This is a genomic window from Microcoleus sp. K4-B3, assembly GCF_036704615.1.
GTDB lineage: Bacteria > Cyanobacteriota > Cyanobacteriia > Cyanobacteriales > Microcoleaceae > Microcoleus.
Genome location: NZ_JAUBSF010000003.1, coordinates 171,045 through 185,270 on the forward strand (window position 1 = coordinate 171,045; position 14,226 = coordinate 185,270).

Here is a 14,226-nt window from a genome sequence, read left to right on the forward strand (position 1 = left end):
AGGGCGATCGCATCGACCGCGAGATAGAGGTCGATTTATCGGAGATAGTTTGAGGATCTATCAAAAGAGTTAACGATTTTTTAAAGTTGCGATCGCTCATCTGTTGCAGACGGTTATTCAGCTCTGATATAAGGGCCCAAATATTCTAGTTGATTAATCATTTCCTCTGCTGACTTAGCTGCCATTAAATTCAATATTCCCCGCCACTGAGCGCCTACTGAGTAACTTTGTCTAGGTACAACAATAATTCCTGAATGAGTTCTTTTTTGTTCAGCAAAAGTTCTGTGCAAACGGCAGAAATCTCCCATATTAGAACTGTAAATGACGCGCCCTTGCTCAGTTGCCCAGATTAGCTGCTCCTCATCTGAAGAGCTAAGTTTGTTCGCGTCTGAGGTAGTCATCACCTCTACAGCAGAATTACGCAAAGATTCTACCAACGAAAGGTTACCAGAATCTTCATCAATATAGAGACGAATTTGACTCACTATAACTTACCTGCCATGTATTCAGCTTCCCAATACTTGCAATCTTCGTAGTACGCTGCTATCTCAGCCTCAACTTCATCTTTATTAGCGTGATAATAAGCCAAGCCAGCATAAATTTGTGCTAACGTCAAATGCGGAAATTCTTCAGCAATTTTTTCAGGAGTCATTCCTGCTTTGTAGTCAATTGCTATGCTCCGAACGGACATTCTTGTACCTGCGATGCGGGGGAGGCCACCGCAAGTTCCCGGCGTGTTGACAATTAACGTTCCAATATCAACGGCAGTTGTCATATTTACCTAGATTGAGTTAACTTTATTTTATTGTAACGCAGCTTCATTTCTACCCGATCGCATTTATCAAGGTTAATCAATGCCACTAGCACCCCTGTTTCCTGTCGTTCATCCCATTCTCAAATCTGCTTTTCCCAGATGTCTGTGGACGGGAGATATCAACAGCCGAGAAATTGCCCTCACATTTGACGACGGCCCGCACCGCCAGCACACACATCAAGTGTTAAAAGTTTTAGATAAATACGACATCAAAGCTAGTTTTTTCTGGCTGGGATTTTGCGTTGACAGGCATCCAGAAACGGCTAAGGAAGTTTGCGATCGCGGACACTGGATCGGCCTCCACGGCTATCAGCATATATCGTTTCCCAAACTCAAAACCCACGAACTAAAACAAAGTTTAGAAGACACGCAAAAAGCAATTGCCAAAGCTTGCGATTTAGACCCAGAATTGATCCGGGATGTGCGGCCGCCCAACGGCATTTTTACGCCGCGAACATTAGAGTTATTGCAACAGTGGGAATATCGCCCCGTAATGTGGAGTGTTGTCCCGGAAGATTGGGTGCGACCGGGGGTTAGGAAAGTTATTAGTCGGGTCGTGCAGCAAACTGAAAACGGCTCAATTATTGTACTTCACGACGGCTATTGCGGTGGCGAAGATGTTGCAGCTTCTGCTGATAAAATAATTCCATTGCTTTTGTATAAAGGTTACAAATTTGTGACAGTCGATCGACTGTGGCAACAGGCAAACATTCAAATAACAGGAAATTAAGTTAATGAAAAAAACACTGTTTATTACATCTCTTTGTTTGGCGAGTGCCGGATGGGCGATCGAGCTTTCTCCTGCTTCCCTCAGTGCTGAAACTCCACTTGTAGTTCAGCAGCCCGTCCGTGGCGTATCCGCGCCTGCCGCCAACTCGAAAACCCCGCAAGTGGAACTGCTAAATCCTGGAGTGGAACCCCGACAGCAACTGCGTTTGAAACCAGCTATCAATGTCAAAGAAACAAGTGTTATGACCGTAAAAATGGATATGGACATATCCGCATCCGGTCGGTCTTCGCCTGAGGGTAAAATTCCAATATCGGTGATGACTTTCGAGACAAAAGTCACTAAAATTGATCCCAACGGCGATATTCACTACGAGTTTGCTTATACTAACTCAGATATCATCGGTGATACTGGAAATATGCCGCCAGCCGCGCGAGAGGCCATGCGTTCCGCACTCAAAAGCATGGTCGGAGTGAAAGGCTCTTTCATCATGGACAATCGCGGTTTTCATAAAGGAGGTGACATTATTTTGCCCGAAGGAGCTGACAACAACCTCAAACAAATGGTTGGACAAATGTCTAAATCTCTAGAACAACTTGCCTCGCCGCTGCCTGCCGAAGCAGTCGGAAAAGGAGCCAAATGGCGCGTTTCTTCTTCCTCTGATTTCAGTGGCATCAATGTGAATGACATTGCTACCTATGAATTGGATAGCTGGCAAGATGGAGTTGTCTCTATGAATGTAAGTATAGAGCAGCAAGCAAACCCCCAAAATATTACCTCTCCCCTACTGCCTGCTGGAACTACATTAACGCTAAAATCTTTTAGTTCTCAGGGTCTGGGAAAAGTTACAGGGCGCTTGGATAGATTAATTCCTTTTCGCTCTACTGTGTCTATTAGTTCAAATAGCGAAATGAGTGCTAAAAATGCTGGCAGCTCAGAAGAATCAACAATCACAACAAAAATGGCGATGGAGATGACTTTAGAGTCGAAGTAAGCTTTATTATACAACTCGAAAAATGAGGGGCATGGCATTGCCGTGTCCTTAGTTATCGGTAAAAGTTTAAGAACTGCTATTAAATCGGGTTAATATACCTGATATAGCAATCTTTGCAGGAGTCGTAAATTTTTGACCCCACCCCAACCCTCCCCTTACTAAGGGGAGGGAGTAAGAAATTCACAAATGATGCGAGCCTTGCTATATAAAGTATAAACTTTCCGAAAGTTTCGATAAGTTTCGATCGCCAATTTGTAAGTAGAGGAGTCTGTTATATGATTCGATCGCACAGATGGCAAGCTATCATCGCTTTAGTGGTAGCCCTGGGGATAATCATCGGGAATTTAGTGTTTCCGGGTCTGAATGTAGGGCCGGCATTTGCTGAACCCAAATTTAAGGATGTTAACGACCATTGGGCGCAAGCTTGCATTGAGGAGTTAGCAGAAAAAAAAATTATCAGTGGCTACTATGAAGACGGCACTTTTCGCCCGAATCGCCCAGTCAGCCGCGCTGAGTTTGCGGCGATGGTTCGGAGAGCTTTTCCCGATGCGAAAACCGTCCGCAATCCGATCGACTTTGCAGATATTCCTACAAATTACTGGGGTTCTAAAGCAATTCGAGAAGCTTATCAAACAGGTTTTATGTCTGGATACAGCGGGAGTATTTTTAACCCGACTTTGAATATTCCCCGCTGGCAGGTTTTGGTAGCTTTAAGCAGCGGCTTGAAATATACGCCTGCGGGGTCAGCGGCTGAGATTTTGGAGGCGACTTTTGAGGATGCGCCGGAAATTCCCGAACTGGCAAGAAATGCGATCGCCGCCGCCGCAGAAAAACAACTGGTGGTCAATTATCCCGCCGTCAAACAGTTAGAACCTACACGCAATGCTACTCGCGCCGAAGTAGCAACTTTTCTTTGTCAGGCGATCGCCAAACCCGGCCAAACTGCCTTAGTTCCTGCCCAATATATTGCCCAAGTTCCGGCGAATATCGGTCCCCCGAGAACAACAGAAATTTCCGAAGCTGCGAAAGTTCGGGCGGAAGTTTCTTTCGTAAAAGAAGCAGAAAATGCTAAAAATCTCCGCATCAAAATTATCCGCGACGGTAAAACTTTATTAGAAGAACCAGTGCTGATTCCGACTCGTTCTCTAGTAGATAATCCCGATCGAAGAGCCAGCGAAGAAATATCAGAAGGACGTTTGTTATCGCTGCTAATTCGCGATTTGGACGGCGACAAGGAACCGGAAGTGCTAGCAGATTTAGTGTCAATCAAAAGCGGCGTCCGCTGCTGCAATTATTCGTTTATTTACCGTTACGATTCTGGAGCTAACAAATACACTCATATCAAGCATTTCTGGGGCAATGTGAGTTACGAAATTGTCGATTTTGGGAAAAATGATATCCCAGAGTTCAAGAGTCAGGACGGGCGATTTGCGGAGGCTTTTACTAATTACGCTGATTCTCGCTTTCCGCTGCAAGTTTGGCAGTACCGCGCCGGAAAAATGCAAGATGTTAGCAAACAGTATCCGGTGGAAGTATACACGAATTCTGCTGAGCTTTGGCTGGAATCTAACAAGCGTTTGAGTGAAAATGGGGAGGCGAAAGGGGTATTGGCGGCATTCATGGCTAGCAAGTATGTCATGGGCCAGGATGCGGAAGGTTGGCAGTTGTTGGAGAGAGTTTATCAAGGGCGCGATCGCACTCAATTCTTTGGGAAGTTGCGGGAGTTTTTGGTAAGTACGGGTTATGCTAGTAAGTAGATTTGCAGGTTTTTAACCGCAGATGAACCCGGATAAACGCGGATAGTGTCTGTAGGGCGGGTTTTACGAATAATATCTAATTTTCACTAACAATATTACTAAACCCGCCCCCATACAACAGATAACCCACGTCAATTATTCATCAAATTTATCCTCACATATTAATTTGTTTAAATAAAGTAAATTACTAACAACTTGTGAAGAAATACCAAAAATTGTTGTTTTTTGAAGCGCCAAGCTAGAATAAATATAAAATATCAGATATTAAATCACTTAAAATGGTATATCCACCTGCACCTTGGAATCTGCAAGGTTATGCTGTTCAGACTTTACAATTAGTAGATGTGGCACGAGTGCGCCCCTTGGTTCCCTCTGAGTTAGAAATTGTCTCTTTATTGCCGGGAAAAACCCTAGGGGGCATTTATATATCCTCCTACGGGTTGGGTTCGGTGATGGAGTACAATGAGTTAATTGTAGTTAGCGCGATCGCCAATTATGCTGGAAAATCGGGCGCTTGGATTTCCCACATCTACGTAGACAATCCTAACTCGGTAGCCGGCGGGCGCGAAATTTGGGGACTTCCTAAAGAATTAGCTACATTTAGTTGGGAAGGCAGCGATTCGGTAAAGGCAGCACCCCTAGGCTACCGCGTCACAGTTCGCCAAGAAAACCGTCAACTGTGCTGTCTTAATTACAGCAAGCAAACTTTAGCCTTACCGCTGCCTTTCAGCGGAAAGGTTTTCAGCGCGAACCGCAGCAATTTGCTGTTGTTTAAAGGAGAATTTAAATCTAGAATCGGCTTGATTAGAGGCCAGTTAGAAGTGGCAGAAGAAAGTCCTTTTGCCAGTTTAAACTTAGGTCAGCCCTTGCTAACTTTTGGCTGCGAAGATATGCGTTTTACAGCAGGTGTGCCACAAATAGTGGGGAACATAGCTGCTGAATTCAGTTATTAGCGCTAAAATTTTCGTACATTATAGGAGGAAACTTCAAATGAGCGATATTGGTTTTACCCACATTGCACTTTCTGTTAGCGATGTAGACAAAAGCATCTCGTTTTACGCGAAGTACGCTGGCCTCAAAGTGGTTCACCGCCGTGTAGATCCAATTACATCATTAGATGTTGCTTGGATTTGTGATTTGATTCGACCGTTCGTTATTGTGCTAATTAAAGCACGATTAGTGGATGGCAAACTTTTACCACATTCCCATCTCGGCGTCGCGTGCGAAAGTCGTGAAAAAGTCGATCGCCTTTGCAGTGAGGCTGAGTCAGAAGGGCTTTTATTGAACGGCCCTAATGACTCGGAACCTCCTGTCGGTTACTGGGCTTATCTCCGAGACCCGGACGGTCATACGCTGGAAATTTCCTACGGTCAGGAAGTTAATTCACTGTTAGAAAACTTATTAGCGCAGCCAAAGTTATGAGGTCAGGCATTAAGTTTTATAGAAAGGCTTTGCAACGGTTGTGAATGACCGCATTACGTTGAAATGCGTCCAGGACTGCTAGATTGAGCAACCCCAGCTAATTTAAGCACAAATTAACCGGGGCTGCGGGCAATTAATTCGCTGAGTAATTACTAATCTTTTTAAATGCCAGCCCCCGGAGCGGCTTCAGCACCCATTTCTAAAATTGTACCGCGAAGGAAATCAATTTGCTGCTGGAAATCCATGCCCTCAATCTTTCCTAATAAAGCTTTTCCTGCTTCGGGAAGTTGATAGTCTGGAGGCACAGGAATAATACTTCCTTCGTCCATTCCTACTGCTAGGAAATACCAAAAAGCCAGCTTGGTTTCAGGACTCATCGAACCGTACATCCGGCTGAGTTCAGTATTGGCTTTTGAGGCAATGTCGCGCATTACTTGTAGTTGTTCTTGGTGGGGCAGCGCTTTGACTTGCTCGAACAAACCCTGAGCGATGTCGGAACCCGAAGCACCGGGAGCCGCTGGCGTTATTGACTTGCCCATTTGGGTGTAAACAAACCACAGCAAACCTAATTGGTCGTCTACACTCAACTTCTTAATATCTGCTTTTCCTTGGTCGTAAGCACTGGTAGTAGTAAAGGTCATTCAAGCCTCCAAAATAATATGTATTGCTGAGTTTTCTTATTTGTGAGAAAACTTTTGTTTGCTACTTAGTTAAAGTACCTAATAAATAGTGATGCTAGAATCTTGCTTAAGACAGAGATGGTTCCCAACATAAGTTCGGGGAGTACATTCACCAAAATTGAGAATATTTGCAACCAAAGGATGAGGAAAATTTCACAAGATTGTTGTTAGCGGAACTCATGATTAGCATTGTTTAGCCGATCGACGATCGCCTATAATCGCAACAGACCTGTATTGAGGTGGCTGTTATGTCGATCGCAACTGCAAAACGCTTCACCATAGCGGAATATCACCGCCTGACAGAACTGGGGTTCTTTGGTGAGGACGATCGAGTTGAGTTAATTAATGGAGAACTTGTGAAAATGGCAGCTAAAGGTACCGCTCACGAAACCTGTCTGAGAAGATTATTGCGGGAATTAAGCGCCATAGTAGCAGAGCGGGCAACTTTACAGTGTCAATCTCCCATCGTTTTACCGACAAACAGCGAACCTGAACCTGATTTTTCGCTCGTACAAAATCGCCCTGACGACTATCTATCCTCTCACCCCTGTCCAGGGGATATACTGTTGCTGATTGAGATTGCAGATTCTTCTTTGAGTTACGACAAACAGGTTAAGCTCCCCCTTTATGCTGAAGCCGGAATCTCTAACTATTGGATATTTAATTTATCACAAACTTGCTTGGAATGTTACAGCGAGCCGTATCAGAATGCCCCTGGCCAATTTGGTTATCGCAGGACGCTGATTTTTCTGCCCAACGAGTCTGTTAATCTGCCTTATTTTCATGACTTGGCGCTCGATTTATCGAGAGTGTTTCCGCCAACTATAGAATCCTGAAGGACTCTGATATTATTCCAAAGAAAATAGGCTGGCAAAGAGCCAGCCTAGAATCAGGAGAACTTTATTTCAAACTCGTTGAAAATCTAGCTAAACAAACCCGAAATCCCGCCGACTGCTATTGCTCCAGCCAAAGCGGAAACAACCACAGAAGTCAGAGCCGTACCGAACAGCCACCAAGCAGCAGTTGCTGCCGCTTCTCGCGCATCTTCTGCTTGCTGCTTGGCCTTGTTTTTGAGTTCTTTGATGCGTTTTTTGGCTTCAGATTGCAGGCGTTCCGAACGCAATAAAACGCTGTCCCGGGCTCCTTCAATTTGGTCAACAATTCGGTGAGCGTCTGTCTCGGAAATATCGGAACGAGAACTCAGCAGGGCAACTAAAGTACCGCGATCGAACTCACCTAAACGCTCTTTAATCGCGTCAAATCCGGCCTGCGGGTCGTCAAACACTTTGCGGAAGTCCCGCTTGATGCCTTCGTAGTTGAGCTCCGGTCGATCGAGCGAATTGAGGTAATCCCGAATTTTCGCGAAAATACCGTCGATTGCTGACTGAAACTTGTCCTGAACCATTTGAACTTGTTCGACAATTTGGTTGCGGACAGATTCAATTTGGTCGGCAATTTTGTTAGCTTCCTCTTCCGAGATGTCTTCCCGCTGCGACAGCAATGCTACCAGAGTCGATCGATCGAACTGCTTCACGCGATCGCCCAAACTTTGCATCCCCATTCCCGGCTCGCTAAACAGCAACTGCAAATCGCGTTTAATGCCTTCAGGATTGAGTGCTTCCTTGTCCGTATTCCGCAAGTAATTTTCCAAATTTCCTTGGAAATCCCGGACTGTTTTTTGAGCGCGAGATGCCAAGCGGCGGGGCGATTTCACGATGCTGCGAATCGAATTTTGCACGCGATCGATCGTCCGATTTATCTGTTCTTCGCTCAAATCTTCCCGCTGCGAAAGCAGCTTAACCAAAGTTTCGCGATCGACCTGAGAAAGTCTTTCCCGAAGTGCTAAAGCACCCTCTTTCGGATTTTCAAACAATTTAGTCAAATCCCGATTGATGGCTTCTGGATCGAGTTCTTCCAGGTTTGTATTCCGCAGGTACTCGCCAATTTTTGCAGTAACTTCCTCGTACTGCTTCTTAGCTTTATCTGCCACTATTTGCGGCGCGTGGATAATGTTGTCGCGCACAGATTCGATCCGGTCGATCGCCTGATTTATCTGTTCTTCGCTGAGGTCTTGGCGCTGTGACAGCAACTGCACCAGCGTATCGCGGTCGAATTGAGACAAGCGTTCTTTCAGCGCTTTAAATCCGGCTTCCGGGTCGTTTAACAGCGTTTGAAACTCGCGCTCGATCGCTTCAGGATTGAGTTCTTCTTTATTAGTATTGCGGAGATAGTCTTCTACCTTTTGCCGCAATTCTTGCGCTTTCGATTTCGCTTGCTCTTGCAATTCTTGAGCTCTTGAAATTACGCGATCGCGCGAACTTTCGAGCCGCCCGATTAACTGATCGGCTTCCTCTGGACTGAAATCTTCCCGCTGACCGAGCAACTGCACCAAAGTATCGCGGTTAAACTGCGACAGGCGATCGCGCAAAGCCTCAAAACCAGCATCCCGGTCTTCCAAAAGCGCTTGGAAATCCCGTTCAATACCTTCAGGGTTCAATTCCTCCTTGCCGGTCGATCGCAAATAATTCTCAATCCGGCTCCGCAAATCTTGAGACTGTTCTTCACCCGCAGCATCTCGCACAATTTCCAACACTTCTTGGCGGACACCTTCAAGCTGTTCGGCAATTTCCGTCACCTGTTCGGGAGCAAAGCCCTCGCGGCGGCTTAGAATCCCTACAAAATAATCGGGATTAAACAGCTCTAACTGGCGCAAAACGGCCCCCGGAGAAGCTTCCGGGTCGTAAATAACATCCCTAAATTCCTGCTTGATTGTCTCCCGGTTGAGATGCCAAGGTTGGGCATTCATCAAGTAATTTTCCACATCAGCCTTAGCTGTATTGAAAGGCAGCGCAGGCACTTTGTCGCCCACCTGAGAAGCCAAAGATTTAGCTTGTTCCGTCCCTTTTGCTGTCAGTTGCAGCAACTGACCGGAGATTTTTTCCACATCTAAATCCGACAAATCCGTCCGCGACAAAACAGTGCCCACAAGAGCTTCGACACCCAACTGCATCGCTCGCTTCATGCCGCTGCTGGATTCCGATTTGTTTTCCCTACTTTCGAGAATTTGAGACAGCTTGGCGTTGAGTTCGTCAGACTTCAGCAAATCAGGAGCCGCAAACTTGAGAAAATCAACCAACTCTAAATTCGGGTCTTTCTGCTCTTGCTGCTTGCCGAATGTTTGCTTCCAAACGCCTTCGAGTTGGTCAGCAACTTGATTTATTTCCTCTTGAGAAAAGTCGGTGCGACTCTTAATTAAATCCACAAAAGTCTGGCGGTTAACATTCTTCAGAACATCGCTTCCCGCAATAGATTTGATATCGGCATCGCCCAGCAACTTTTCAAATTGACCGCGAATTTCCTTAACATCTAGTTTCGGTAACTGCAAAGAACCCACATAATCTTGCACTGTTTCGCGAATGCTCTCCGTGTCTACAGCCGAACTCAACTCGCGGCGGACAGCGGCAACAGATGCCTCTACAGTGTTGACCATTTGGTCGCTGGCCATCTTGCCGCCGATCGCTGCACCAGCAGTACCCATGACGCCTTGAACGCCTGAAAAAGCAGTTTTTATCAAGGAACCGATCATAGAACCGACGGCGCTAGAACCGAGCCACACCAGCGTTAAAAAGTACGCCGACCAAATGACAATACCAATAATTGCCGCTCCGTCTACCGAGGCAATTGAAGTTAGTTTGACTGCCAGAAAACAAGCCAAAAATAAAGCCAGATTAACTGTGACTAAAATCCAACCCCCGACTAGACCTTCAGTCTTACGAATTTTAGTGCCTAAACTTTTGGACTCGTCATCATCGTCATCGTCGGGTAAAGCCTCGTCCCAATTTGAGATTTTGGCGGCGATCGAGAAATTTGTTAACAGGAATTGGAAGCCGAAAGCCATAATGACTCCGGCGATTAATGCCACGAAAAACTGCGGGCTTAAAAACATCAGCCCTCCGATATCGGGGTGGTCAAATGTCGCATCTATTTCTACTGGCATTTGGGCAATATTGAATTTTGGACTGTACAGCGACATTAATAACTCGCTTTCAAACATAATTTACCTCCTAAGTTTTTCTGCCTAACTCGGCCTAGCGAAAAGTGTCCCCAACTTTTTTATAGGGGATTTTGTAATCTTTTGATGATGGTTTGTTTGGATCTGGCTTTATCTTACGGAAGCCCTTATTAGTTAAATTGGGATGAGTAGTAAGTCAGTTCTCTAGTTATCTCATCCTTACTGCTTATTATGCCTGTGGAAGCTAAAAAATAAATCCGTCTAAAGTCAGAAATTAGTTTTTATGCGACTGGTAGCAGCCGAGTCCGCGAAAATTTTTAAGTCGGAGGTGGGGGCGATCGCCACCAATTATCAATTCTAGTAAACTGCGATGCGGTGCACCCTACATATCGTAGAGTGCGCTACCTAGTTAGGATTCTGTTTGATTTTTAGGCTCAAAATGCGCTAGTAATTGCGATCGATCGAGCTGCATACTCAGTCGCGTGATTTCAAGAGGTTCTAGTTGAATCAAAGGCTCGATTATTTGGGCTAATTCTTCATCAATTTCGCCAAATCTTACTTGTAATATACTCTCAAGAATCTGGCGTTTACTTTGCTGAATACCTTGCTGGATACCTTGCTGGATACCGCGCTGAGTTGCATCTTCCAGCCGTTGCAAGTAAAGGGTTGACAGTTCCATAATTAACTCCCGATCTTCTCGATCTATGTCTTGGCGGACTTCTAAAATAGTTCGCAAGTTGTACAACAATTCTAACGCACTCACCCGAAACACATTATCTGAGGGTAATTCTCTCAATTCGGCAATAGCTTGCTTCTGCACGTTTCCCTTCCCCAAAACTCTCAGCCACAGCGTTTCTGGAGTGCGGGGCAGTTGGTGAATGACAACGATCGCTGCTTTCAGATATGGGCCCAAAAAATAAACTCCATTTACCCAATTTTCCGGTTCGGGAAGGGCTCGAAATCCAGCTAGCATCGCGTCGGAAACAGTCGGCGACAGTATCCAGAGTTGGGGCAAGTCTGCCTCTGCAATCCGAGTATTTTCTCTAGCTGCGCTCCGTTCAAATTCGCCGTGGATATCGAAGAGTTTGCCCAGACAACTGCGAATTTCTCCGATCTGGACTGGACTGCGGAAGGGTTCAAATACAGCGGGTTGTGCTGCTATTTGACCCAGAATGCCGAGGGCTGTTGGTTCGACTTCCGGTTCCGGTTTCGGGGCAAATAAAACGTCAACCTGCCTCACTTCTCCAGCAACATCCCGGCTGGTTTCTACATTACCGAGAGGGGTTAATAGTTCTTTCAAATACTGTTTAGCAAATTGGTCGTGGATGAATCTGGTCATGCGATTTTAGATTTTAGATTTTAGATTTTAGATTGGGAATTAGTTACTGGATATGGGTTTGGCGCTTGCCTAAAGTTGCATTGTTTTTTGAATCAGGTCATTAGAATGTAATTGCGGGTCATTCAACAAACATGATATCGGGTGCGCCGCCGCCTAGGCTACGAATTTTTGCCGCAGCATTTTCCCTCACAGTTGCGAATGCTGCGAATACAGCCGTACTCCTCGAAACGTTGACTGTGTTTGCGAACAGTAGGATAGGCAAGTAAATATAAGGGAATTCCGATTATTTTGTAAATCAATCGACCAGCAGCATGAACAATATCCCAAAATTCGCTTAAATTAGGTTCTCGAACAAATTCTCCTATTTCATCTTTTAAGGCAAGCCACTGAGATTGCCCAGTAGGAGAGTGACAATTATCAAATACTGCCATACCTTTTTCGTAGTTTTGCCAAATTTTATTCATATATTTAATCAAATCCGCCTCACGTCTGATAATATCAGAAGTTGATCTAAAATTACAATCATCCGGTATTTTAAGGAAATCAGCCATGCGACTCTCTCAAATGCTTTTTGTCACCCTGCGCGAAGATCCGGCAGAAGCAGAAATTCCCAGCCACAAACTATTACTCCGTGCCGGATACATCCGGCGCATCGGCAGCGGCCTTTACGCTTATCTACCTTTAATGTGGCGAGTTCTCAAAAAAGTATCTCAAATTGTGCGCGAAGAAATGGACGCTACCGGCGCTCAAGAATGTCTCCTCCCGCAATTGCAACCGGCCGATTTGTGGCGGGAATCCGGCCGCTGGGATACCTACACTCAAGCTGAAGGTATTATGTTTGCAATGACAGACAGGCAGCAGCGAGAATTGGGACTGGGCCCAACTCACGAAGAAGTGATTACTACAATTGCTAAAGATATGATTCGTTCTTATCGGCAATTGCCTGTACATCTATATCAAATTCAAACTAAGTTTCGCGATGAAATTCGCCCGCGTTTCGGGTTGATGCGCGGTCGCGAATTCATTATGAAAGATGGCTATTCTTTTCACACTAACGAAGAAAGCCTGAAAAAAACTTATCAGGATATGGCTCAAGCTTACAGCAATATGCTGCGCCGATCGGGCTTGCAATTCCGAGCAGTAGATGCTGATTCGGGAGCAATTGGCGGCTCTGGTTCTCAAGAGTTTATGGTGCTGGCAGAAGCGGGCGAGGATGAAGTTCTCTATACTGAAGACGGTCAGTATGCAGCTAATGTGGAAAAGGCTGTATCGATGCCTGCTGATGCCGAACCGTCGCCCTTTGCAACTTTTGAAAAGCGGGAAACGCCGGGAACTGAAACAATTGATAAACTTTGCAAATTTTTGAAATGTTCTCCGACGCAAGTTGTCAAAAATGTGCTTTACCAAGCTGTTTACGACAGTGGCATCACAGTCTTGGTATTGGTAAGCATTCGCGGCGACCAAGATGTGAATCAGGTAAAGTTGCTGAATGAATTGACGAAGTTAGCGGGCAATTATCAAGCTAAAACTGTTTTATTTTTGACTGTTCCCGATGCGGAAGCTCAGCGGAAATGGGCTGCTAAATCTTTACCTCTCGGTTATATGGCTCCCGATGTTGCTGATGATTATATCGCCTCTAACCCCCCCCAACCCCCCCTTACCAAGGGGGGGCAAGAAGACTCAAATCCCCCCCTTACCAAGGGGGGGCAAGAAGACTCAAATCCCCCCCTTACCAAGGGGGGGCAAGGGGGGGTATCTCCCAAGTTTTTGCGTTTAGTCGATCGCACCGCAGTTGACCTGACAAACTTTGTCACCGGTTCAAACGAATTAGGATACCACGTTGTCGGGGCTAATTGGGATAAAGAATTTCCTCTACCAGCAACGGTTGTAGGTGTCAGAACAGCCAAAAAGGGCGATCGGGCCGTGCACAACCCCGAACAAACCTTGCAAAGTGCCAGAGGCATCGAAGTCGGCCACATCTTCCAATTAGGAACCAAATACTCCCAAGCAATGGGCGCCACCTACACCAGCGAACAAGGCGAAGAAATGCCCTTTGTTATGGGCTGCTACGGCGTCGGCGTGTCGCGGCTAGCTCAATCGGCCGTAGAACAATCCTACGACAAAGACGGGATAATTTGGCCGGTGGCGATCGCCCCGTATCACGCCATTATTAGCATCCCCAACATTTCCGACGCCCAACAAGTAGAAGTCGCCGAAAAACTCTACGCAGAACTCAACAAATCTGGGATTGAAACCTTGCTAGATGACCGCGACGAACGAGCCGGAGTTAAATTCAAAGATGCTGATTTAATCGGCATTCCCTATCGGATTGTTCCCGGTCGTTCGCTGAAAGCAGGCAAAGTTGAAGTCGTGGAAAGAGCAACTCACCAATCACATGAAATTCTCATTGAGGAAGTCAATTCTACTTTGAAACAGTGGATTGATGCCGCCATCAAATAAGGCTTTATAATTGGTGAGGTG

Annotated in this window: 13 protein-coding genes; 7 read left to right on the top strand and 6 right to left on the bottom strand. The window is 45.7% G+C overall.

Translation table 11 applies throughout. The annotated features are described in order from the left end of the window. Nucleotides 1-113: 113 nt before the first annotated feature. Nucleotides 114-485, bottom strand: a complete 372-nt coding sequence (locus tag QUA78_RS03190) for a DUF5615 family PIN-like protein (RefSeq protein WP_333304566.1) — start codon at nucleotides 483-485, stop codon at nucleotides 114-116. Then, nucleotides 485-775 carry a DUF433 domain-containing protein gene (locus tag QUA78_RS03195; RefSeq protein WP_333304567.1) on the bottom strand — a complete coding sequence of 97 codons (291 nt, stop codon included), beginning with the start codon at nucleotides 773-775 and terminating at the stop codon, nucleotides 485-487. Before QUA78_RS03195 ends, QUA78_RS03190 begins: the two co-directional genes overlap by 1 nt. A 79-nt stretch (nucleotides 776-854) precedes the next feature. On the opposite strand from QUA78_RS03195, the gene QUA78_RS03200 reads away from it, so the two are divergent. The 5 genes from QUA78_RS03200 to QUA78_RS03220 all read left to right on the top strand — a co-directional run bounded on the left by QUA78_RS03200 (nucleotide 855) and on the right by QUA78_RS03220 (nucleotide 5,714). Further along, on the top strand, nucleotides 855-1,544 hold the full coding sequence (locus QUA78_RS03200; protein ID WP_333304568.1) for a polysaccharide deacetylase family protein: 690 nt from the start codon (nucleotides 855-857) through the stop codon (nucleotides 1,542-1,544). Between the two features lie 4 nt (nucleotides 1,545-1,548). Continuing rightward, on the top strand, nucleotides 1,549-2,535 hold the full coding sequence (locus tag QUA78_RS03205) for a hypothetical protein (protein ID WP_333304569.1): 987 nt from the start codon (nucleotides 1,549-1,551) through the stop codon (nucleotides 2,533-2,535). Between the two features lie 275 nt (nucleotides 2,536-2,810). Further along, nucleotides 2,811-4,292, top strand: a complete 1,482-nt coding sequence (locus QUA78_RS03210; protein WP_333304570.1) for an S-layer homology domain-containing protein — start codon at nucleotides 2,811-2,813, stop codon at nucleotides 4,290-4,292. 278 nt (nucleotides 4,293-4,570) lie between these two features. Continuing rightward, nucleotides 4,571-5,245, top strand: coding sequence for an acetoacetate decarboxylase family protein (locus tag QUA78_RS03215; protein ID WP_333304571.1), 675 nt, complete (start codon nucleotides 4,571-4,573; stop codon nucleotides 5,243-5,245). Between the two features lie 37 nt (nucleotides 5,246-5,282). Next, nucleotides 5,283-5,714, top strand: a complete 432-nt coding sequence (locus tag QUA78_RS03220) for a VOC family protein (protein ID WP_333304572.1) — start codon at nucleotides 5,283-5,285, stop codon at nucleotides 5,712-5,714. A 161-nt stretch (nucleotides 5,715-5,875) separates the two neighbouring features. Here QUA78_RS03220 and QUA78_RS03225 read toward each other — a convergent pair whose 3' ends face one another. Next, nucleotides 5,876-6,355 (bottom strand): orange carotenoid protein N-terminal domain-containing protein, encoded by a 480-nt coding sequence (locus QUA78_RS03225; RefSeq protein WP_333304573.1) that lies wholly within the window; start codon nucleotides 6,353-6,355, stop codon nucleotides 5,876-5,878. Nucleotides 6,356-6,642: 287 nt separating this feature from the next. Between QUA78_RS03225 and QUA78_RS03230 the strand changes: the two genes are divergently transcribed. After that, nucleotides 6,643-7,230 carry a Uma2 family endonuclease gene (locus tag QUA78_RS03230; RefSeq protein WP_172186032.1) on the top strand — a complete coding sequence of 196 codons (588 nt, stop codon included), beginning with the start codon at nucleotides 6,643-6,645 and terminating at the stop codon, nucleotides 7,228-7,230. A gap of 86 nt (nucleotides 7,231-7,316) precedes the next feature. On the opposite strand, the gene QUA78_RS03235 is transcribed toward QUA78_RS03230, so the two are convergent. From QUA78_RS03235 to QUA78_RS03245, 3 genes are all read right to left on the bottom strand, one after another. Beyond that, nucleotides 7,317-10,448 carry an MFS transporter gene (locus QUA78_RS03235; RefSeq protein WP_333304574.1) on the bottom strand — a complete coding sequence of 1,044 codons (3,132 nt, stop codon included), beginning with the start codon at nucleotides 10,446-10,448 and terminating at the stop codon, nucleotides 7,317-7,319. 367 nt (nucleotides 10,449-10,815) lie between these two features. Beyond that, on the bottom strand, nucleotides 10,816-11,745 hold the full coding sequence (locus tag QUA78_RS03240; protein ID WP_333304575.1) for a hypothetical protein: 930 nt from the start codon (nucleotides 11,743-11,745) through the stop codon (nucleotides 10,816-10,818). Between the two features lie 158 nt (nucleotides 11,746-11,903). Continuing rightward, nucleotides 11,904-12,296: a hypothetical protein gene (locus tag QUA78_RS03245; RefSeq protein WP_333304576.1), complete on the bottom strand. Its 393-nt coding sequence runs from the start codon at nucleotides 12,294-12,296 to the stop codon at nucleotides 11,904-11,906. Between QUA78_RS03245 and proS the strand changes: the two genes are divergently transcribed. After that, nucleotides 12,295-14,205 (top strand): proline--tRNA ligase, encoded by a 1,911-nt coding sequence (gene proS / locus QUA78_RS03250; RefSeq protein ID WP_333398583.1) that lies wholly within the window; start codon nucleotides 12,295-12,297, stop codon nucleotides 14,203-14,205. The two genes, QUA78_RS03245 and proS, sit on opposite strands and share 2 nt — an antisense overlap. Nucleotides 14,206-14,226: the final 21 nt, after the last annotated feature.